We start from the raw sequence: 19,001 nt of genomic DNA, 5'->3' as shown, positions 1-19,001 counted from the left end.
CCTAGACCGCCCGGGGATGCGGGCGGTTCAGCAAAAGAAATCGGAAATGATCAGGCCGGTCCAACATGCCCTCAGAGCTAGGCATTGCCCGTAGCAAAGTCAATCTCTTGGCCAGGTGCGCGACGGGATTGGGCAGATTCCCTCTGAATCAGGCGGGTTTGCGCCGGAATGTCGCAGCCCGGGCCGGTTGGATTGAAAAGCCTGAGCGAAAGGATCATATACGGGTCATGACGATGTTTAGCCTTCATACGAGGTTCCTGCAATTCGCGGGAAATCTGCTGAACCGCCGGTAGCCCCGGGCGGGGCAGGCCTGTGTGCCGATGCCACGCCACGGGGGACCATTCGATCTTTCTGGATCAATCGGACGACAGGGGTACTTACGCCGCCCCGGAGTGAGATGCGCCGCACTGCGCCGCCTCGTCTCCGAGGGTCGCGATGGCTCAGGTCGTGCAATCGGCAATCTCGTATTTGGAGGATGATATGTCCGTCTACATCACAAGGAACATGTTGGGGCCCGCGTCGTATGAAGACAGGGTGCAAACCGATGGCAGCCTGCTCGCGCGGGTCATTGGGTCTGCGCTGAGGCGTTGGCAGAAACACCGGATGCGGCAGGCGCTCGAGCGTCTCGATGACCGGACCCTCGCGGATATCGGCGTCTATCGTGGCGATATCGCGCATATCGTCGAGGGGTTCAGCGCGGAGGAACTGAGGATGGTGCCGCTGGCCCGGGGGATCTGACCCGACCGGCCCGACCTCACCCTACAACAAGGGAATATGACCATGATGCTCTGCAAAGCCGACTTCGACGAACTGTTCCCGGGACTGGCCGGAGATCGGGCCGTTGCAACGGGTGACGACATGCTCGCCCGCTGGGAAGATGACGGCGGGCAGGTGCCCGATCGGCCCACCGGCGTGATCGCGGCGGCGAACGCCGAGACGCGACCGGCGGCACCGGTCCCGGCCGCGGCCTTTTTCCTGTTGGCGATGATGAACGCGAACCGGATGATGGGGACCTACCGGCAGATGACGGGGCGCTAGCAAGGGGCCGCGCGGGCCGTAGGGCAGCCCCGTGCGCCGGCACCGATCATGCCAGCGCCTCGAGGCAGAACGAGAAATGCCCGCGCGTCTCCAGCGTGAGAAAGCGAAAGCCCCAGTCGTGGTCGTGGCAGAACTTCGCCACCGCTTCGACCACCCCGTAAGGCACCGCGTCGATCACGTTGCCGGTGCAGAAGTCGTGCCCGGCGATGCGTCCGCCGGGTTTCACCAATGTGCGGCACAGCTCCAGTTCCTCCAGCGTGGTCTGGTAGGCGTGGTTGGTGTCGATATAGGCCCAGTCGAGGCTGGCCGGCGCGAGCGTCGGCAGCACATCGGTCGACAGCCCCTGTTCGATCACGATCCGCCCCGCGTCGATCTCGCCGGCCCAGTCAGACCGGATTTTCGCAAGCCCCTCGCGGTAGCGTTCGGTGGCCCAGGCGTCGATCAGGAAAAGGCGCGCGGGATCGGTGCGGTTCATGATCTCGCGCGTGTAGTCGCCGAAGGCCACGCCGATTTCCGCCGCCACCGCGCCTTTCGGCATCTCGTCGAGCAAATGCCCCCGGTCGGGCAGCAACTCGCAGCCTGCCGTGTGGCGTCGTTCCAAAGTGACCCGCGCCATCGCGTTTTTCAGTTCGCGTCTGTCGACGGCACTGTGCATGTCCGGTTTTTCCCCTGTCAGATCGCCCGCAATCGGGGCATGATGCGCGCATAATCCCGCAATAAGGTTAAGGTTCGGTTTCCAGCCGGGCCTGACGTGTCAGCCGGGTCCGAACGACAGGAGAACCCGATGAAACCACTCGACGGAAAACGCGCGCTGGTCACCGGCGCGCGCCACGGGATCGGCGCCGAGATTGCCCGCGTGATGGCGACCCAGGGCGCGCATGTTGCGGTCTGCGGGCGCAACGCCGGAGACTGCGACGAGGTCGTCGCCGAGATCGTCAATGCCGGCGGACAGGCCTTCGATCATGGGCTGGACGTGTCCGACCTCGGGGCAATCGCCGGGCGGATCGACGCGGCCGCCGACGTGCTCGGCGGGCTGGATATCGTGGTCAACAACGCCGCGGTGATCGAGCCCATGGCCCGGATCGCGGCGCTGGACCCGGTCGAGTTCGACCGGGCCGCGCGCGTCAACCTGTCGGGTCCGGCGGCGGTGATCGCCGCGGGCTGGCAGCACCTCAGGGGCGGCGGGCGCATCCTGAACCTGCTGTCGGGCGCCGCCGTGGCGCCACTGGAAGGCTGGGCGGCCTATTGCGCCTCCAAGGCGGGGCTGTTGATGCTGACGCGCTGCGCCGATCTGGAAGGCGCGCCGGAGGGCATCCGGGCCTTCGGCCTGTCTCCGGGCGTGGTCGACACCGAAATGCAGGTCGCCATCCGCGCCGCCAAGATCAACCGCGTGTCGGACATCCCGCGCGAAAACCTGTCGCCGGTGACGCAACCGGCCCGGATGGCCGCATGGCTGGTGGGTGGCGACGCCGATGACCTGGCCGGCAGCATGGCCGACATCCGCGATCCCGACATTCGCAGCCGTATGGGCTGGGCGGATTGACCGGCTGAACCCGGCGCGGGCCATAGCGCCGAGGCCAAGCGGCGATCCCGCATTGTCCAAGACAAATCCCCGCACCGCGTCAAACTGGACCCGTGTTCGATGGTGAACGGTTTGGCGGTAACGATCTGTGGTTTTCCCGGGTGTTTCGTTCTTCCGGTGGCGGGGTTCGCCCTCGTCACCGGGCCGGGCCTTTCACCTCGGGAAACATCACAGGGAGACAGACATGAAAAACCTTTGCGTTGCCGCCGCCATCGCGGTCCTGGCGGGCCCGGCCTTGGCCGAGGAGTTCGAGAACTGTTCGATCACCCCGGTCGACCAGGTGGGATATATCGACACTTTCCTGACGCCCGATGAATGCGTCGCGGCCTGCAAGGAGACCGAGGGCTGTGACAGCTGGTCGTTTCTGCCGCACAGTTTCGACAGCTCGATGCCGGGAAGCTGCAAGCTGATCAAGGGCGTCTTCGCGCTGGAAGAGAGCACGCGATCCTTCTGCGGCAAACTCTGAGGGGTTCATAACGGGGGGAGTTTGCGCGGGGCCCGTCCGGCGAGAGGTGCCGGGCGGGCGTTTTGCTTGGCTCAGGACGGTGGCGATGCGATGCGCCAGGTGTCGCCGTCGCGCAGCATGGTGAAATCGTCGCTGCCGGTTTCGCGGTCCCCGTCGACGGTGAAGTCCATCCAGACCCGGATATAGCCGCGCGTGTCCTTGAGCTTGCGCGCCTCGAGCCGGGCCGAATGCAGCGTCCAGCCTTTCCACGCCTTCAGAGCCTTTTTCGCCTTGCGGTCGGGGTCTGACACCATCGCCGATTTCCAGTCGTTGTCGCCCCGGATGCGGCTGGCGAGGAAAAGGACCACGGCGGCCTCCGCGCTGTCGAGCGTCGGGGACAGACCCGAAGCGCTGGCCCGGTCGAGTGTCAGCGCCTCGACATAGTCTTCCCAACCGTTCTCGCCCGCCGCGAACGCAGGCGGTGCATAGGCGGTGTCGGCCACCAGGGTTGCCGGAACGGCCAGCATCGCGGCCAGCGCAAGCGTGCAGATACGAACGGGTTGTCTCATGGTTTCCCCCTAAAATCGGAACAATACGAGGGCCGATGCTAGCCTTGTCGCGGGCGCGGGGCTTGGACGGGGCGCGATGCCGGGTGGGACGAAACGGGACGTTTCGGCGCACGTGTCGCTTGACAGGCGGCCCCGGCGCGGGACAGGGTTTTGCATCCGGGCAGCCGTAACCAGTTCTTTTTCCCCATTTCCGGTGCACGATCATGACCGCCATGGAGCCCAAGACACAGCCCGCAGCACCCGCCGGTGCGCTTCGGTTTTCGGCGGCGGCCCTGCCAGCGCCCGACCGGGTCGGCATCTGGCGCGAGGAGTTCGGGCAGCGTTTCGTGCGGCTGGACATGGAGACGCTGGACGATGCCCCGCTGCACTACGATGCGTCGTTCCAGTTCCTCGGCGACACCTCGGTCGGGGTTGGCGATATAAGCGCGATCTCCTGCGCGCGCACCCGGCCGCTGATCGCGGATGGCAATGACGACATCGTGTTCCTGATCCCCGAAACCGGCGTGGTGCGGGTGGAACAGGGGCAGGTCGATGAAACGCTGGGTCCGGGCGACGGTCTGGTGCGCTGCTCGAGCGAGATCGGGCGCACCCGCTCGCGCGCGGGCCGGTTCGTGACGCTGTCGCTGCCGGTGCGGCGGCTGGCCGAGCGGGTGGCGGATGTCGACCGGCTGGTGGTCACCGTGGTGCCAAGGCAGAATGACGCGCTGGGCCTGCTGGCCGGCTATTGCCGGATGATGATGGCGCGCGACGCGCCGCTGGGCGACGGCACAGGCCATGTCGCACGCGAACACCTGCTGGATCTTGCGGCGCTGGCGATCGGGGCGAACCGCGATGCCTGGCACGTGGCGCGGAACCGGGGCCTGCGTGCGGCAAGGCGCGCCCAGGCGCGCGCGGCGATCCGGCGCAACGCCACCGACCCGGGGTATCGCATGGCGGACCTTGCGGCCTCGATGCACGCCTCGGAAAGCTATGTGCGCAAACTTCTGGCCGAGGACGGCGCGACCTTCTCCGCGCTGCTGCTCGAGGCCCGGCTGGAGCGCGCGCGCGACCGGCTGGCCGATCCGCGCCGGCGGGCCATGCAGATCGGGCAGATCGCGCTCGATTGCGGCTTTGGCGACATTTCCTATTTCAACCGCTGCTTCGCGCGTCGGTTCGGGCAGACTCCGACCGATATGCGGCGGGCCGAATAGGCCGCCCGTTCAGGCCATCCCGAGCAGCTTGTAGATGCGCCTCGTGTATTCCCCGAACGGCTCGGTCACCTTCATGTCGAGGGTGCGCGGATAGGGCAGGTCGATGTCGAAATAGTCCGCCATCCGCGCCGGGCCCGAGGTCAGCACCGCGCAATGCGAACCGAGCAGCACCGCCTCCTGGATCGAGTGGGTGACGAAAACGATGGTCTTGCCGCTTTCTTCCCAGATCCGCAAAAGCTCGAGGTTCATCTTTTCGCGGGTCAGCGCATCGAGCGCGCCGAACGGTTCGTCCATCAGCACCAGCTTGGGGTCGTGCACCAGCGCGCGGGCGATGGCGACGCGCTGCTGCATCCCGCCCGACAACTCATAAGGGTATTTGTCCTCATACCCCGCCAGCCCGACCATCTCGATCAGGTGCCGGGCGCGGGCACGTGCCTCGGCGCGGGGCAGGCCGAGAATCTCGGCGGGCAGCATCACGTTGTCGAGCACGCGGCGCCATTTCAAAAGCAGCGATTGCTGGAACACCATGCCGACATCGCGCCCCGGGGTGAACGGGTCATCGTCGGTGCCGATCTCGATCACCCCCTCGTCGGCATCGTGCAGGTCGGCGAGGATCTTGAGCAACGTGGTCTTGCCGCATCCCGACGGGCCGACCAGCGACACCAGGTCGCCGGTGTTCACCGTCATGGTCGCATCGCTGATCGCCACCTGCCGCGCGCCCTCGCGGCTGACGTAGGTCTTCTTGACGCCCTCCAGCCGGATCATCGTGCGATCGCGCGGCGGCGTCTGTTCGGGGGTGCCTTTCATGGCGTTCTTCCTCATCATGCGAGCCAGCGTTCAAGGTTGCGGGCGACGAAATCGTCATCGGTGAGTTCGGGGTATTCGCGCATCACCCGGTCAAGCTCGGCGCTTTGCCCGGGGCCGAGGTCTTCGTCGGGGTCGAGGCACCAGCGGCCTTCGAGCAGGCCCTGACGGCGCAGGATCTCGTGGCACCCGGCGATGACGCCGTGAAAGTCGTTGGCCACGTCGAACACGGCGGCGTTGCAATCGGTCACGGCGGCGTCGAGGCGCAGGATTTCGTCGGGGATCGTGCCCTCGCCGCGCGCCGCCTTGCAGCGGTCGAGGATATCGACCGCGCCCTTGGTCCAGACGCTCCAATGCCCCAGAAGCCCGCCGGCGATGGTCATCTCGACCGGCGCACCGTCGCGCATGATCCGGGTTTTCGACACCAGGTCGAGCACGATGTGGTCGTCGTTGCCGGTATAGAGCGTCACCCGCTCCTCGGCCCGCGCCTCGGCCACGCCGCGGATCACGTCGAGCGTGGCATAGCGGTTGAACGGTGCCATCTTGATGCCGATCACGTTGTCGATGGCGGCGAAGCGGCGCCAGAAGCTGCGCGGCAGACGCCGCCCGCCCACCGCCGGTTGCAGGTAGAAGCCGATCACCGGCATCTCCTCGGCCACCGCCGCGCAATGCGCGATCAACTCGTCCTCGCTGGCCTCGCCCAGCGCCGCGAGGCTCAGAAGCACCGCGTGATAGCCCAGCGCGCGGGCGGTTCCTGCCTCGGCCAGTGCCTGCGCGGTCGGCCCGGCGACGCCCGCAACCATCAGGATGGGGCGCGTGGCCCAGTCGCGCGCGGTCTCGGCGGCGAGGCGCAGCACCGGCTCATAAAGCCCGACATCGCGGATCGCGAATTGCGTGGTGTGAACCCCCACCGCCAGCCCACCGGCCCCGGCGTCGATGTAGTAGCGGGTCAGCGCGCGCTGGCGGACCGGATCGAGCCTGCGCGCGGCATCCAGCGCCAGCGGGTGCGCGGGGATGACCAGCCCGTCCCTGAAGGCCGCCATCAGCTCTGCGTCGATCTCGGTGCGGTGCATGGCCGGGTCTCCTATCCGTATTCCGGGCCGGCGATCAGCATCGCCCGGCCGTTGCCATCAAAATCGGGCATCTCGCCCAGGCTCATGCGCAGAAAGCCGCGCTGGCGCTCATAGCCCAGCGCCCGCACATGCGCCTCAAGTGCGCCGCGCGCGTCAAAGAGGTCGAAGAACACCGGCCCGTCGAGGCTGGCAAGTGCGGCGTCGAGCAGCGCGATCGCCTGCGGCTCCGACGCGGCGACCAGCGGCCCCAGTTGCGTCGCCCTGCGTCCCCGCCGCGCGATGACAAAGCCGCTGTCGTCCAGCGCCAGCCCGGTGCTGCCGGGGCGCGACAGGAAATCGTCGATCAGTCGGGATCGGTCGGCGCCGAACACCTCGGCATCAAGCGCGCCGATCCAGGCCCGGTCGGACGGTCCCGCGACGCGCAGATCGCCCCGCACCTTGCCGGGCCGCGCCACGCCCTGCCACCGGCTGAGACGCGCGCCGCCGGTGAACCCGGCCTGTTCATAGACCGGCACGCCCAGTTCGGTTGCATCGAGGATCGGCACCGCGCCGCGCGCTTTCAACCACGCCACCCGGTCGGCCAGCAGATGCGTTGCCAGCCCCCGCCGACGGCTGGCCTTGGCCACCAGCACCATGCTGATCCAGCCGAACCCGGCCGCGTAGGGCAGGGCGAGCGCGCTGGCGCAGACCGCGCCACCGGCATCGCGCAGCACCACGGCATCGCCGATCCCGGCCATCAGCCGCCAGTCCTCGGCGACCTGGTTCCAACCGGCCTCGGCCACCAGCGCCATGACGGCGTCGATGTCGGTCTCGGCCAGCCGGGTCTGGGTGTGGCCCTCAGTAATTGCCATCGCGCACTTCGAACTTGGTCGGTTTGCCGTGGGTCTCGCGCCCGTTCGCGATCCAGTCGGCCACCCAGTCGATCATGAGATCGAGCGGCACGCTCGGATAGCCGAACAGGCCGTTGGCCTTGGCGGTGTTGGTCAGCCAGGCCTTGTCGGCCTCGGCGCCGGTGATGACGGCGGGTTTGCCAAGGCGCCGGCCAAGGGCCTCGGCGGCCCAGCGCACCGACACGGTTTCCGGCCCGCTGATGTTGATCGGCGTGGTCGGGGTGGTGGCATGGGCCAGACAGCGCAACGCCATCTCGTTCACGTCGCCCTGCCAGATCACGTTGACATGACCCATGGTGACATCGACCGGCTCGCCTGCCGCGACCTTCTGGGCGATGTCGACCAGCACGCCATAGCGCAGATCGATGGCATAGTTCAGCCGGAACAGCCGCCCCGGCGTGCCGTGTTTCTGCGAGTAATACTCGAACAAACGCTCGCGCCCGACGCAGGATTGCGCGTATTCGCCCGGCGGATCGGGCGGCAGGCTTTCCTCGGCGCCGCCCGAGGTCACGGGCACGAAGGGATAGACGCAGCCGGTCGAGAAGGCGACGATGCGGCTCTTTGCGAAGGCGTCCGCGACCATGCCGGGCATGTAGCTGTTCATCGCCCATGTGCCGGCCTGGTTGCCGCTCGATCCGAACTTCTGCCCGGCCAGGAACATCACGTTTTTCGCTTTCGGCAACGCCTCGATGGCGGCCCGGTCCATCAGGTCGGCGCGGATGATCTCAATGCCATCCGCTTCCAGTTGATCGGCCAGGGCGGCATCCGAGAACCGCGCCACCGCGATCACCCGCTTGTCGGGGCAGGCGCGTTTGGCCATCCGGGCCATCGACGGGCCGATCTTGCCGCCCGCACCCAGGATCATGATGTCGCCGTCCAGCCCGCACAACTCGTGTCGCAGCGCGGCGCTGGGGCGCGACAAGAGTTCCTCGAGGGTCTCGATATCGGGCACCGTCGCGGGCAGGGGCGGAAGAGGGGTGTCTTGTTTCACGGCATCGGCCTTTCGGTGTTTCATGAACGCGCCGCCGGTCTGGCGCGGGCGCGGCTCCAGGGGTAGGCGCGCTCATAGTCGCGGCTGATCCTGAGCAAGAGGTCCTCGCCGTAGAGCGGGCCGACCAGTTGCACGGCCAGCGGCAGGCCGCGCGCGTCGTGGCCACAGGGCAGGGTGACGGCGGGCTGGCGGGTCAGGTTGAACGGGAAGGTGAAGGGCGACCACAGTCGGCTGGTGGGCAAGTCCTCGGGGCCGTCGCGCCCGACCTCGAAGCCGCCCGTGGCCAGCGCGGGCGTGAGGAGCAGGTCGAAATCGGTATGAAACCGCCCCATCGCCCGACCGATCGCGGTGCGCTCGGCGTCGGCGCGCAGGAAATCCTCGAGGTTGGCGCTCTCGCGGCTCTCGCGGATGTGCTGGGCAAGGCCGGGGTCCATCGCGGCCAGCGTGTCCTCGTCGGCCCAGGCGAAGGCGGCGACGGTCATGCCGGCGCGCAGGGTCTCGTAGGTGACGGAGGGGTCGTCAAAGGGCGGGGCGACCTCCTCGACGGTATGGCCTAGCGCTTCGAGCCGGCGCGCGCCGTCCTCGGCTGCCGCGACGACCTCGGCGCTGGGCGTGGCAAAGCCCAGGTCGCGCGAAAAGCCGATCCGCAATCTGCCGGTCGGCAGATCCAGAGCGTCGGCAAAGCGCGCGCCCTGCGGTGGCAGGGCTGCCGGGTCGCGCCAGTCCGCGCCCGACAGCACGTCGAGCATCATGGCCGCGTCCGCGACCGACCAGCTGATCGGCCCGCTGGCCGCGAAACTGCCGTAGGGCGTCGGCGGCCAGGACGGCACCCGCCCGCCGGTCGGCTTGATGGTGAAAAGCCCGCACATCGCAGCCGGGATGCGCAGCGAGCCGCCCGCATCGGTGCCCAGCGCCAGCGGCCCCATACCCGCCGCAACCGCCGCTGAAGCGCCGCCGCTGCTGCCGCCGGGGGTGCAGTCGGTGTTCCAGGGGTTGCGGGTGATGCCGGTCAGCGGGCTGTCGGTGGTGCCTTTCCAGGCAAACTCCGGCGTCGTGGTCTTGCCCAGCAGAACCGCCCCGGCCTCGCGCAGCCGCGCCACCGGCGGGCTGTCCTCGGTCCAGTCGCCGGCCTCGGCCACGGTGGTCGAGCCGCGCCGGGTCGGCCAGCCATCGGTCAGCAGCAGATCCTTGATCGACACCGGCACACCGTTGAGCGGCCCCAGCGGCGCACCCGCCTGCCAGCGGGCCTCGGCGGCGCGCGCCTGGGCCAGCGTGGTGTCGGCATCGACCAGGCAGAAGGCGTTGATGGCCCCGTCGAAAGCGGCGATGCGGTCAAGGCAGGCCGACGCGGCCTCGACCGGCGAAAACGCCCGGCGCCGAAAGCCCTCGGCCAGCTCGCCCGCCGTCATCTCGCAGAGGTCAGGTTGCATCGGTCTGCCTCAGTCGATCCGGGCGTCCTGAACGACCATCAGCCGTTCCAGAAGGACGATCCCGAGGTAAAGCGCCACGCCGAGGATGCTGAGCAGGATCACCGCCATGAACATCGCCGCGGTATCCAGCACCGCCTGCACCTGGATCATCAGGTAGCCCAGCCCGTTTTCCGAGGCGATGAATTCGCCCACGATCGCGCCCGCCACCGCCAGGATGCTGCCGACCTTCATGCCCGAGAAGATGTAGGGCAGCGAGTTCGGCAGCAGGATCTTGGTGAACACCTGCCAGCGCGACGCTTTCAGCGCGTTGACCAGTTCGAGCAACTCCGGCTCGACCTCGCGCAGCCCGCGCCAAGTGGTCAACAGGATCGGGAAGAACGAGATCACGAAGGCGATGAAGATGTTGGTGCCCATGCCGTAGCTGAACCAGACCACGAACAGCGGCCCCAGCGCCACCTTGGGCACCATGCTGAGGGTCACGAAGACCGGGAACACCAGGATGCTGATCCACCGAAACCAGTAGAAGATCATCGCCATGAGGATGCCGAAGATCACGGCGGCGACGTAGCCGACGAATATCTCGGCGGCGGTGACATAGGTATTCAGCCCCCAGGCGTAGGTGTCCGAAAACAGGGTCTGGACGGTCGCGGCGGGCGAAGGCAGGATGAAGGCCGGGATGCCCCCGTATTCCGCCGCCAGGAACCACAGCAGCAAAAGCAGGCCGTGCGAGGCGACGATCGGGGTCAGGGCGCGCATCGCGATGCGGCCGCGCGTGGGGGCGACGAAATCGCCGGTCGATGCCGTTGTGCCGGTGTTGTCGTCAGCCATCGGGGCGCCTCATGTAACCAACCGTTTGGTTGATTGTTGAGAATAGCCCCGCGCGTGTCAAGGGAAACGTGCCCGTTTCAGGGCGTCAGGGCATCCAGTGCGAAATCGACCACATGCGCGCGACGCTCGGCCACCGCGCCCGCGTCGAGCAGGTCGCGCCCGAAAATGCGCGACAGGGTATGCGCGTTGGAGAAATAGAAAAACGACAGCCCGGCAATCGAGACATAGACCTGCAACGGGTCGAGCCCCTGTTTGAACACCCCGTCGTCGGCCCCGCGGGTCAGGGTTTCGCGGATCAACTCGATGATCGGCCGGTTGATCGGCTCGACCGCTTCGGATTCCTTCACATGGCGGCCCTGGTGGCTGTTCTCGTCGGTGATCAGCGCCACGAATTCCCGGTTTTCGTCGAGGTAGTCGAACGAGAACTCGACCAGCACCCGCATCGCCTCGAGCGGCGGCAGACCGGCAAGGTCGAGATCGCGTTCGCGGTCGCGGATGCCCTGGTAGGCCTGCATCAGAACCGCGCCATATAGGTCGTCCTTGCTGCCGAAATAATGATAGACGAGCTGCTTGTTGACCCCCGCCGAGGCGGCGATCCGATCGACCCGCGCGCCTTCGAGTCCGCCGGCGGCGAACTCGCGCCGGGCGGCGTCGAGCAGGGCGCGCCGCGTGTCCTCGCTGTCGCTTTTCTTGTTGCGTCCGCCGCGGGGTTTCTTCTGGGCCGTGTTCGTTTTCATGTATCAACCAACTGGTTGGATAATATTGACTCGTTCAAGCGCCGATCCTAAGCTTGCGGCACCGGCGATGCAAATACACCGAAAAACCGGGGCTTCGCCACAGCAAAGACAGGGAAGACCAATGCATCACGCAAAACACCTCGCCGCCGCCACGCTCGCCCTTGCCGGGGCAACCCTTGGCAGCGCGGCCCAGGCCGGCGAAACGCTCCCGTTCGTTCTGAACTGGTTTCCGACCGCGGACCATTCGCCCTATTACTACGCCCGCCAGCAAGGCTGGTATGAGGAGGCCGGGATCGACCTCGAGATCGAGAGCGCCAAGGGTTCCGGCGCCTCGGCGCAGCAGATCGCCATCGGCAAATCCGCGCTCGGCGTCTCCGATCTGACCACCGCGTTCATCGCCCGCGGCAAGGGGGCCGATATCGTCGCGGTCATGGCGGTCTATGCCAACTCGCCGCAGGGCTTCTATTGGCGCAAGAGTGTCAGCGGCATCACCGGACCCGAGGATTTCCCCGGCCATACCATCGGCAACCCGCCGGGCGACGCGGCCCGGGTGATGTGGCCGGCCTTTGCCCAGGCGGTCGGGATCGACGTTGATTCGGTGAACTTCGTCAACATCGCACCCCAGGCCAAGATGCCCAGCCTGATGTCGGGCCGGATCGACATCATGAGCGACTTCTACAACGGCCATGACCTGAAGGTGAACGAGATCGGCGATGACATGGGCTTCGTCGCCTGGCGTGACATCGGCATCAACCCCTATGGCAACTCGATCTTCGTGAATGCCGAATACCTGGCCGAGAACCGCGAGACGGTGGCCAAGTTCATCGAGATCACCCAGCGCGCCTTCGACGCCTGCGCCGTCGATCACGATCCCTGCATCGACGCGCTGATGGCGGATGTCAGCGGCCTCGACCGCGCGGCGCAGATGGACCAGTGGCTGCGGGTCGAAGAGCTGATGTCGACCGAGCCGACGCGCACCGTCGCGCTTGGCTATCTCGACCCGGCGGGGCTCGAAGCCTCTTATGAGCTGGTCGAGAAGTATTTCACGCTGGAACAGCCGTTCGCCGTCGAGGACGCCTATACCAACGAGTTCCTGAGCGAAGACATCAAGGCGCCGACGCCGTAAGGCGGCCTGCTTTCAGATCAATCGGCAGGGGGCCGTTCCGCGGCCCCCTGTTTGCTTGCAATCCGCGCCGCGCCGCCCGAACATGGCCGGATGTGCGGACGGATGGCCAACACCTTGCCACATGATGCGGTCGCGCGGCTGTTCGCGGCGGTGCCGGGCAACGATCTGCCGCCGGTGCCGGACTACAACATCTGCCCCACCCAGCAGGTCGCGGTGGTCACCGCCGATCCCGGGCAGGACCCGGCCCGGCGGTTGCGCGCAATGCGCTGGGGGTTCGTTCCGCATTGGTATGACAGCCCGACCGACGGGCCGCTTCTGATCAATGCCCGGGCCGAGACCGTGGCCGAGAAACCGGCTTTCCGGCAGGCCTGCCGCCAGCGCCGCTGCCTGGTTCCGGTGTCGGGCTTTTACGAATGGCACCGCACCGACGAGGCCCGCCTGCCGTGGTATTGCCGCCGCGCCGATGGCCAGCCGCTGGTGCTGGCCGGCATCTGGCAGGACTGGGGCGAAGACCGCCTTTCCACCTTCGCCATCCTGACCACCTCTGCCAACGCGGCCATGTCGGCCATTCATCACCGGATTCCGGTGGTGATCGAGCAATCCGACTGGCCGCTCTGGCTGGGCGAGGCGGGGCACGGGGCGGCGGCGCTGATGGTGGCGCCGGACGAGGATGTGCTTGCGCTGCACCGGGTTTCGACTGCGGTGAATTCCAACCGCGCCGAGGGCCCGGAGCTGATCGAGCCGATCGAGCCGGACGCGGGCTGAGCGCCGCAGCGCCGACGCAAAAAAAATATCCGGCCCCGCCTGTTGACAGCCCATTTGCATCTGCCTAGCTATGCGCCGTTAGCACTCGCCCTCGGTGAGTGCCAGAAGCAACCAAAAGAGTTGAGGAGCCTCGGAAATGGCATTTACTCCCCTGCATGACCGCGTGCTGGTCGAGCGCGTCGAAAGCGAAGAGAAAACCGCTGGCGGGCTGATCATCCCCGACAGCGCCAAGGAAAAACCCGCCGAGGGCGTGGTCGTGGCCGTGGGTGCCGGCGCCCGTGACGAAGACGGCGACCGCATCGAGATGGATGTGAAGAAGGGCGACAAGGTTCTGTTCGGCAAGTGGTCGGGCACCGAGGTCACGCTCGACGGCAAGGAACTGCTGATCATGAAGGAAAGCGACATCATGGGCATCATCGCCTGATCGTCGCACCGCAATTCACGACATTCAAAGAACAGGAGCCAGGAACATGGCAAAAGACGTCAAGTTCAACACCGACGCCCGCAACAAGCTGCTCAAGGGCGTCAACGTCCTTGCAGACGCGGTCAAGGTGACCCTCGGTCCGAAGGGCCGCAACGTGGTGATCGACAAGTCGTTCGGCGCCCCGCGCATCACCAAGGACGGCGTGACCGTCGCCAAGGAAATCGAGCTGGAAGACAAGTTCGAGAACATGGGCGCGCAGATGGTGAAAGAAGTCGCCTCGCGCACCAATGACGAGGCCGGCGACGGCACCACCACCGCCACCGTGCTGGCCCAGGCGATCGTGCGCGAAGGCATGAAGGCCGTGGCCGCGGGCATGAACCCGATGGACCTCAAGCGCGGCATCGACCTTGCCACCGCGAACGTGGTCGCCTCGATCAAGGCGGCGGCGCGCGAAGTCAGCGACTCGGCCGAAGTGGCCCAGGTCGGCACCATCTCCGCCAACGGCGAGGCCGAGATCGGCCGCCAGATCGCCGAGGCGATGCAGAAGGTCGGCAACGAGGGTGTCATCACCGTCGAAGAGAACAAGGGCATGGAGACCGAGGTTGAAGTGGTCGAAGGCATGCAGTTCGACCGCGGCTACCTGTCGCCCTACTTCGTGACCAACCCCGAGAAGATGCTGGCGGAGCTGGAAGACTGCTACGTGCTTCTGCACGAGAAGAAGCTCAGCTCGCTGCAGGCAATGGTGCCGCTGCTCGAGCAGGTGATCCAGTCGCAAAAGCCGCTTCTGATCATTGCCGAGGATGTCGAGGGCGAAGCGCTCGCGACCCTGGTGGTCAACAAGCTGCGCGGTGGCCTGAAGATCGCCGCCGTCAAGGCGCCGGGCTTCGGCGATCGCCGCAAGGCCATGCTGCAGGACATCGCGATCCTGACCGGCGGCCAGGTGATTTCGGAAGACCTGGGCATGAAGCTCGAGAATGTCACCATGGACATGCTCGGCACCGCCAAGAAGATCGAGATCTCCAAGGACAACACCACCATCGTCGATGGCGCCGGTGACAAGGCCGAGATCGAAGCCCGCGTGGCCCAGATCCGCAACCAGATCGAGGAAACCACCTCGGACTACGACCGCGAAAAGCTGCAAGAGCGCGTGGCCAAGCTGGCCGGCGGTGTTGCCGTGATCCGCGTCGGCGGCATGACCGAGATCGAGGTCAAGGAGCGCAAGGACCGCGTCGACGACGCGCTCAACGCGACCCGCGCCGCGGTTCAGGAAGGCATCGTCGTCGGTGGCGGCGTGTCGCTGGTGCAAGGTGCCAAGGGTCTCGCGGGTCTGACCGGCGAGAACTCGGATCAGAACGCCGGTATCGGCATCGTGCGCCGCGCGCTGGAAGCGCCGCTGCGTCAGATCGCCGAGAACGCGGGCGTCGACGGCGCCGTGGTTGCCGGCAAGATCCGTGAATCGGACGATCTGAAGTTCGGCTTCAACGCCCAGACCGAAGAATATGGCGACATGTTCAAGTTCGGCGTGATCGACCCGGCCAAGGTGGTGCGCACCGCCCTGGAAGACGCGGCCTCGATCGCCGGCCTGCTGATCACCACCGAAGCGATGGTGGCCGACAAGCCGGAGAAACAAGGCTCCGGCGGCGGCGGCATGCCCGACATGGGCGGCATGGGCGGCATGGGCGGCATGATGTAAGCCACCCGGCACATGACATCGGAAAGGGGTCGCTCACGCGGCCCCTTTTCTGTTTTGGGGCCGGTGGCCTGGCGCAAGGTTTTCTTTTGTTGGCGCGGTGCTATGGTCGCGCGAACTCCCGCGATGACCCCACAGACAGACATAGCCGCCATGAATGCCCCGGTCGCAAAATCCGTTCCGCTGTCCGCGGTCCCGCCCGAGGTCTGGGATGCGGTCGCGCCTGGCACGAGCCGCAGCCCGATGTCGCTGCGGCTGTGGGTCGATTGTTCGGCGCGCGCCTATGGCGTGGCGGATGGTGCGCGGGCGCTGGTGGTCGGAGACCCTGCCGCACCCCGTGCGGTCTTGCCGCTGGTGCGCCTTCCCGGGTTGGCTGGGCGGCACTTCTTTGCCGGCAACGAGGGCGGCGGCGTGTCGGTGGCCTGCGCCGATGACGATGCCATGGCGGCACTGGCCCGTGGTGTTCTGCGCTTCGGCTACCCGGTCAATCTCGGCCATGTCCCGACCGGATCGCGCCTGCGCCACCACCTCGAGGCCGGGCGTCCTGGCCGGGCGGTGGTGGTGACCAAGCCCCTGGCGACACCGCTCTGGCCGTTCATCGAGCTTGACGCAAGCTGGTCCGATCCGGCCTGCCATGTGCCCAGGAGCATGACCACGTCGATCCGCCGGCGCGAGCGACAGTTGCGTGCCCTGGGAGATCTGCGGTTGGAGTTCCTGACCCCGACGGAGAATGAGGTGCACGCCGTGGTGGAGCGCGCCGTCGCGGTCGAGGCGCTGGGCTGGAAGCGTGCCACCGGCATCGCGCTGGCCGAAGACACGCGGCAGGCCGCCTTCTATCGCACCTATACGCGCGCGCTCGCCCGGCACGGCCGGTTGCACGTCACCTTTCTCACCCTCGACGGCGCGGCCCTGGCGATGAGCTTGGGCGAGATCCACGGCGGCGTCTACTGGGCCTACAAGACCGGTTATGCCCCGGAGTTCCGCAGATACGGGCCGGGAATCCTCATGCAATACCACCTGATCCGGCATTGTGCCGAACGGGGGCTGAACCGGTTCGACTTTCAGGGTCGGCAGGACGGGTTCAAGCGCACCTGGACCGACAAGGCGATCCCGGCCACGTCGCTGCGGGTCTATCCGCTGAACCCGCGCGGCATGGCGGCGATGGCGGCAGATGCCGCCGGGCATGTTCTTGCACGCGGTTCAGGTGGCGGGGCCGAGGCTGCCCGGACTGTGGCCGGAACAGGTGTCGAGGCGTCGTCTTGAACGCGACGCCCAAGCGCGCGACAAAGGCGTGACGAGCACGCGGCGGCAAATCATCACGCGCCCTTAACATTGGTGTGACCGCTACCTATGTTAATCCGAGCAACATTTCATGATCGAGGGGGTCCCATGTTGAAATTCCTTTATCCGCTTTTGTTCGCGGCACTGGCGGCACCGGCGCTGGCGGATGACGCTGCGTCGGCCTGGAGCTTTGGCGGCGACAGTTACGCCGCCGGGCGCACCGTCACGGCCACCAGCGAAATCGACGGCGATCTGTTCATCGCCGGCTACAACGTCAAGGCCCGTGCCGATATCACCGGGTCGGCCCATATGGCGGGGCGCTACGTGACGCTGGATGCCGATGTCGGGCAGAACCTCTATGCCGCCGGGGCCGATGTCGACGTGACCGGCGCGGTCGGCGGCAATGCCTCGGTCTCGGGCGAGACGCTGAGCATCGGCGCCCCGGTCTCCGGCAACCTGCGCGCCATCGGCTCCAATATCGAATTGAGCGCGCCGGTCGCGGGCAACGCCGTTCTGGCCGGGCAGGAGGTCGAGATCGACGCCGCCATCGCCGGTGACCTGGCGCTGGCCGCCGAGACCGTCGAATGGGGCGAGGCGGCCCGCGTCGGCGGAACACTGCATATCTATGCCAACGATCCCGCCGCCGTCGAGGTGCCCGAACGGGTGGCATCCGCCGACCGGATCGAACGGCACGATATGAGCGAATTCGAGGGCGCCGAAGGGATGCAGCGGCCGGGCTTCTTTGCGCGGCTGAAGGGCTGGGTCGGCGGCGTGGTGGTGGTCGGGTTGCTGGGCACGGCCTTTGCAGCACTGGCCCCGAATTACGTCGCCGAGTTGCGCCAGAAGGCGCTGAACCGCCCGGTGCGCAGCCTGTGGCTCGGTTTTCTCGGCCTGTCGACCCTGGTCGGGTCGATGCTGTTCCTGGCGATGACCGGGATCGGCATCGTGCTGGTGCCGGTGTCGCTGATCGCCGCGATCCTTCTGGGGGTGGGCGGCTATGTGGTCGGCGCCTATGTGCTGGGCGTCTGGGCGACCGGGGTGGCCGGGCGCGGCGAGCCCGCCACGATTGCGGATCGCGCCATCGCGGCCTTTGCCGGTGCGGCGATCGCGGGCGCGGTGGCGCTGGTGCCGTGGCTGGGCTGGCTGGCCATGATGGCGATCTTCTTCGTCGGCGCGGGCGCGCTGGTGGTGCGGATGTTCGGGCCGGCCTTCCGCGTCGAACAGGCGTAAGCTGTCCGGGTTCGGGCCGGGCTTCGCCCCGGCCCGGCCTTGGCGCCGCGCCGCCGCGTGGCGCCGCTTTGCAACTGGGGCCTCGTAACGTCCCGCCCCTCGGAGTATCCTGATATCATGCGACGCTTCACCCTTGCCCTGGTCCTGACGCTGTTGCCGCTGCCGGCGCTCGCCGATTGCGTGGTGCTGTTGCATGGGCTGGCGCGTTCGCCCGCCTCGATGACGGTGATGGAGGAGACCCTCAAGGAATTGGGCTATCGCGTCGTCAATGACGGCTATCCCTCGACCGAGGCCCGGATCGAGGATCTGGTGGCGATGGCCGTGCCGCCTGCGGTCGAGCGCTGCGGCGCCGAAGAGCGGGTGCATTTCGTCACCCACTCGATGGGCGGCATCCTCGCGCGAATCTGGCTCAACGATTTTCGGCCGGCGCGAATGGGCCGGGTGGTGATGCTGGCGCCACCGAACCACGGCTCGCAACTGGTCGATGAGTTCCGTGACTTCAACCTGGGTGATTTCGAGCCGTTCGAATGGCTGATGGGTCCGGCCGGGACGGAACTGGGCACCGGGCCGGGAACGCTGCCCAACACCGCCGGACTGCCGGCCTACGAACTGGGGGTCATCGCCGGCAACCGGTCGCTGAACCCGGTGTTCTCGTCGATGATCGAGGGCGAGGACGATGGCAAGGTGTCGGTCGAGTCGACCAAGATCGCCGGCATGGCCGACCATATCGTGCTGCCGGTCACGCATACCTTCATGATGGTCAATCCGCTGGTGATCGCGCAGGTGGTCCAGTTCATCCGAGCTGGCCGGTTCGACCACAATCTGACGCTGGCCGATGTGCTCGACCAGATCGCGCGCGAAGCCGGGTATCGTTGAGCCGGGTTGCAGGAATCGCGCAATTCCATCGC

General features: G+C 67.0%; 21 protein-coding genes. 12 read left to right on the top strand and 9 right to left on the bottom strand.

Annotated elements, in window-relative coordinates; all coding sequences use genetic code 11:
- The first annotated feature begins 480 nt into the window (after positions 1 to 480).
- Entirely contained in the window at positions 481 to 738 is a 258-nt protein-coding gene (locus FVF75_RS03885; RefSeq protein WP_222861186.1) for a DUF1127 domain-containing protein, read from the top strand.
- 36 nt (positions 739 to 774) lie between these two features.
- Positions 775 to 1,038 (top strand): hypothetical protein, encoded by a 264-nt coding sequence (locus FVF75_RS03880; RefSeq protein ID WP_148376414.1) that lies wholly within the window; start codon positions 775 to 777, stop codon positions 1,036 to 1,038.
- A 46-nt stretch (positions 1,039 to 1,084) separates the two neighbouring features.
- Here FVF75_RS03880 and FVF75_RS03875 read toward each other — a convergent pair whose 3' ends face one another.
- On the bottom strand, positions 1,085 to 1,693 hold the full coding sequence (locus FVF75_RS03875) for a class I SAM-dependent methyltransferase (RefSeq protein WP_148376413.1): 609 nt from the start codon (positions 1,691 to 1,693) through the stop codon (positions 1,085 to 1,087).
- Between the two features lie 129 nt (positions 1,694 to 1,822).
- Between FVF75_RS03875 and FVF75_RS03870 the strand changes: the two genes are divergently transcribed.
- Together FVF75_RS03870 and FVF75_RS03865 are read left to right on the top strand one after the other, a co-directional pair.
- Positions 1,823 to 2,581, top strand: coding sequence for an SDR family NAD(P)-dependent oxidoreductase (locus tag FVF75_RS03870; protein WP_148376412.1), 759 nt, complete (start codon positions 1,823 to 1,825; stop codon positions 2,579 to 2,581).
- A 223-nt stretch (positions 2,582 to 2,804) separates the two neighbouring features.
- Complete coding sequence (locus tag FVF75_RS03865) at positions 2,805 to 3,086, top strand: PAN domain-containing protein (RefSeq protein ID WP_148376411.1); 282 nt, start codon at positions 2,805 to 2,807, stop codon at positions 3,084 to 3,086.
- Between the two features lie 71 nt (positions 3,087 to 3,157).
- Here FVF75_RS03865 and FVF75_RS03860 read toward each other — a convergent pair whose 3' ends face one another.
- Positions 3,158 to 3,634, bottom strand: a complete 477-nt coding sequence (locus FVF75_RS03860) for a hypothetical protein (RefSeq protein ID WP_148376410.1) — start codon at positions 3,632 to 3,634, stop codon at positions 3,158 to 3,160.
- 212 nt (positions 3,635 to 3,846) lie between these two features.
- Between FVF75_RS03860 and FVF75_RS03855 the strand changes: the two genes are divergently transcribed.
- A complete protein-coding gene (locus FVF75_RS03855; protein WP_187392962.1) occupies positions 3,847 to 4,824 on the top strand; it encodes an AraC family transcriptional regulator in 978 nt (325 codons plus the stop codon).
- Positions 4,825 to 4,833: 9 nt separating this feature from the next.
- On the opposite strand, the gene FVF75_RS03850 is transcribed toward FVF75_RS03855, so the two are convergent.
- The 7 genes from FVF75_RS03850 to FVF75_RS03820 form a co-directional block, all read right to left on the bottom strand.
- The gene (locus FVF75_RS03850; protein ID WP_246137986.1) at positions 4,834 to 5,631 is read right to left on the bottom strand and encodes an ABC transporter ATP-binding protein; all 798 of its coding nucleotides are present in this window, start codon (positions 5,629 to 5,631) and stop codon (positions 4,834 to 4,836) included.
- A 14-nt stretch (positions 5,632 to 5,645) separates the two neighbouring features.
- The gene (locus FVF75_RS03845) at positions 5,646 to 6,701 is read right to left on the bottom strand and encodes a dihydrodipicolinate synthase family protein (protein ID WP_148376408.1); all 1,056 of its coding nucleotides are present in this window, start codon (positions 6,699 to 6,701) and stop codon (positions 5,646 to 5,648) included.
- A gap of 11 nt (positions 6,702 to 6,712) precedes the next feature.
- A complete protein-coding gene (locus FVF75_RS03840; protein ID WP_148376407.1) occupies positions 6,713 to 7,552 on the bottom strand; it encodes a GNAT family N-acetyltransferase in 840 nt (279 codons plus the stop codon).
- Entirely contained in the window at positions 7,539 to 8,606 is a 1,068-nt protein-coding gene (locus FVF75_RS03835; protein WP_148376406.1) for an NAD-dependent epimerase/dehydratase family protein, read from the bottom strand. The genes FVF75_RS03840 and FVF75_RS03835 overlap by 14 nt, the downstream gene beginning before the upstream one ends.
- Positions 8,603 to 10,012, bottom strand: a complete 1,410-nt coding sequence (locus FVF75_RS03830) for an amidase (protein ID WP_148376405.1) — start codon at positions 10,010 to 10,012, stop codon at positions 8,603 to 8,605. Before FVF75_RS03830 ends, FVF75_RS03835 begins: the two co-directional genes overlap by 4 nt.
- A 9-nt stretch (positions 10,013 to 10,021) precedes the next feature.
- Positions 10,022 to 10,840 carry an ABC transporter permease gene (locus FVF75_RS03825; RefSeq protein WP_222861185.1) on the bottom strand — a complete coding sequence of 273 codons (819 nt, stop codon included), beginning with the start codon at positions 10,838 to 10,840 and terminating at the stop codon, positions 10,022 to 10,024.
- Positions 10,841 to 10,917: 77 nt separating this feature from the next.
- Positions 10,918 to 11,577, bottom strand: a complete 660-nt coding sequence (locus tag FVF75_RS03820; protein WP_148376404.1) for a TetR/AcrR family transcriptional regulator — start codon at positions 11,575 to 11,577, stop codon at positions 10,918 to 10,920.
- 121 nt (positions 11,578 to 11,698) lie between these two features.
- On the opposite strand from FVF75_RS03820, the gene FVF75_RS03815 reads away from it, so the two are divergent.
- The 7 genes from FVF75_RS03815 (at position 11,699) to FVF75_RS03785 (ending at position 18,969) form a co-directional block, all read left to right on the top strand.
- A complete protein-coding gene (locus tag FVF75_RS03815; RefSeq protein WP_148376403.1) occupies positions 11,699 to 12,703 on the top strand; it encodes an ABC transporter substrate-binding protein in 1,005 nt (334 codons plus the stop codon).
- Between the two features lie 90 nt (positions 12,704 to 12,793).
- The gene (locus FVF75_RS03810; RefSeq protein WP_148376402.1) at positions 12,794 to 13,468 is read left to right on the top strand and encodes an SOS response-associated peptidase; all 675 of its coding nucleotides are present in this window, start codon (positions 12,794 to 12,796) and stop codon (positions 13,466 to 13,468) included.
- A gap of 136 nt (positions 13,469 to 13,604) precedes the next feature.
- Positions 13,605 to 13,892, top strand: coding sequence for a co-chaperone GroES (groES, locus tag FVF75_RS03805; protein WP_148376401.1), 288 nt, complete (start codon positions 13,605 to 13,607; stop codon positions 13,890 to 13,892).
- Between the two features lie 46 nt (positions 13,893 to 13,938).
- The gene (groL, locus tag FVF75_RS03800; RefSeq protein WP_148376400.1) at positions 13,939 to 15,585 is read left to right on the top strand and encodes a chaperonin GroEL; all 1,647 of its coding nucleotides are present in this window, start codon (positions 13,939 to 13,941) and stop codon (positions 15,583 to 15,585) included.
- Between the two features lie 150 nt (positions 15,586 to 15,735).
- On the top strand, positions 15,736 to 16,845 hold the full coding sequence (locus FVF75_RS03795) for a GNAT family N-acetyltransferase (protein ID WP_187392961.1): 1,110 nt from the start codon (positions 15,736 to 15,738) through the stop codon (positions 16,843 to 16,845).
- 126 nt (positions 16,846 to 16,971) lie between these two features.
- Complete coding sequence (locus FVF75_RS03790) at positions 16,972 to 18,093, top strand: DUF8173 domain-containing protein (protein ID WP_148376398.1); 1,122 nt, start codon at positions 16,972 to 16,974, stop codon at positions 18,091 to 18,093.
- A 117-nt stretch (positions 18,094 to 18,210) separates the two neighbouring features.
- Positions 18,211 to 18,969 (top strand): esterase/lipase family protein, encoded by a 759-nt coding sequence (locus FVF75_RS03785; RefSeq protein ID WP_148376397.1) that lies wholly within the window; start codon positions 18,211 to 18,213, stop codon positions 18,967 to 18,969.
- Positions 18,970 to 19,001: the final 32 nt, after the last annotated feature.

The organism is Maritimibacter fusiformis (assembly GCF_008086115.1).
In the GTDB taxonomy this organism is placed as follows: domain Bacteria; phylum Pseudomonadota; class Alphaproteobacteria; order Rhodobacterales; family Rhodobacteraceae; genus Muriiphilus; species Muriiphilus fusiformis.
The sequence above is the reverse complement of the archived record's forward strand: the minus strand, read 5'-3'. Positions and strand labels throughout refer to the sequence as shown.

Coding starts and splice junctions, on each gene's coding strand:
- FVF75_RS03885 (WP_222861186.1), top strand. CDS start 481: ATGTCCGTCTACATCACAAGGAACATGTTGGGGCCCGCGTCGTATGAA.
- FVF75_RS03880 (WP_148376414.1), top strand. CDS start 775: ATGACCATGATGCTCTGCAAAGCCGACTTCGACGAACTGTTCCCGGGA.
- FVF75_RS03875 (WP_148376413.1), bottom strand. CDS start 1,693: ATGCACAGTGCCGTCGACAGACGCGAACTGAAAAACGCGATGGCGCGG.
- FVF75_RS03870 (WP_148376412.1), top strand. CDS start 1,823: ATGAAACCACTCGACGGAAAACGCGCGCTGGTCACCGGCGCGCGCCAC.
- FVF75_RS03865 (WP_148376411.1), top strand. CDS start 2,805: ATGAAAAACCTTTGCGTTGCCGCCGCCATCGCGGTCCTGGCGGGCCCG.
- FVF75_RS03860 (WP_148376410.1), bottom strand. CDS start 3,634: ATGAGACAACCCGTTCGTATCTGCACGCTTGCGCTGGCCGCGATGCTG.
- FVF75_RS03855 (WP_187392962.1), top strand. CDS start 3,847: ATGGAGCCCAAGACACAGCCCGCAGCACCCGCCGGTGCGCTTCGGTTT.
- FVF75_RS03850 (WP_246137986.1), bottom strand. CDS start 5,631: ATGAAAGGCACCCCCGAACAGACGCCGCCGCGCGATCGCACGATGATC.
- FVF75_RS03845 (WP_148376408.1), bottom strand. CDS start 6,701: ATGCACCGCACCGAGATCGACGCAGAGCTGATGGCGGCCTTCAGGGAC.
- FVF75_RS03840 (WP_148376407.1), bottom strand. CDS start 7,552: ATGGCAATTACTGAGGGCCACACCCAGACCCGGCTGGCCGAGACCGAC.
- FVF75_RS03835 (WP_148376406.1), bottom strand. CDS start 8,606: ATGAAACACCGAAAGGCCGATGCCGTGAAACAAGACACCCCTCTTCCG.
- FVF75_RS03830 (WP_148376405.1), bottom strand. CDS start 10,012: ATGCAACCTGACCTCTGCGAGATGACGGCGGGCGAGCTGGCCGAGGGC.
- FVF75_RS03825 (WP_222861185.1), bottom strand. CDS start 10,840: ATGGCTGACGACAACACCGGCACAACGGCATCGACCGGCGATTTCGTC.
- FVF75_RS03820 (WP_148376404.1), bottom strand. CDS start 11,577: ATGAAAACGAACACGGCCCAGAAGAAACCCCGCGGCGGACGCAACAAG.
- FVF75_RS03815 (WP_148376403.1), top strand. CDS start 11,699: ATGCATCACGCAAAACACCTCGCCGCCGCCACGCTCGCCCTTGCCGGG.
- FVF75_RS03810 (WP_148376402.1), top strand. CDS start 12,794: ATGTGCGGACGGATGGCCAACACCTTGCCACATGATGCGGTCGCGCGG.
- groES (WP_148376401.1), top strand. CDS start 13,605: ATGGCATTTACTCCCCTGCATGACCGCGTGCTGGTCGAGCGCGTCGAA.
- groL (WP_148376400.1), top strand. CDS start 13,939: ATGGCAAAAGACGTCAAGTTCAACACCGACGCCCGCAACAAGCTGCTC.
- FVF75_RS03795 (WP_187392961.1), top strand. CDS start 15,736: ATGAATGCCCCGGTCGCAAAATCCGTTCCGCTGTCCGCGGTCCCGCCC.
- FVF75_RS03790 (WP_148376398.1), top strand. CDS start 16,972: ATGTTGAAATTCCTTTATCCGCTTTTGTTCGCGGCACTGGCGGCACCG.
- FVF75_RS03785 (WP_148376397.1), top strand. CDS start 18,211: ATGCGACGCTTCACCCTTGCCCTGGTCCTGACGCTGTTGCCGCTGCCG.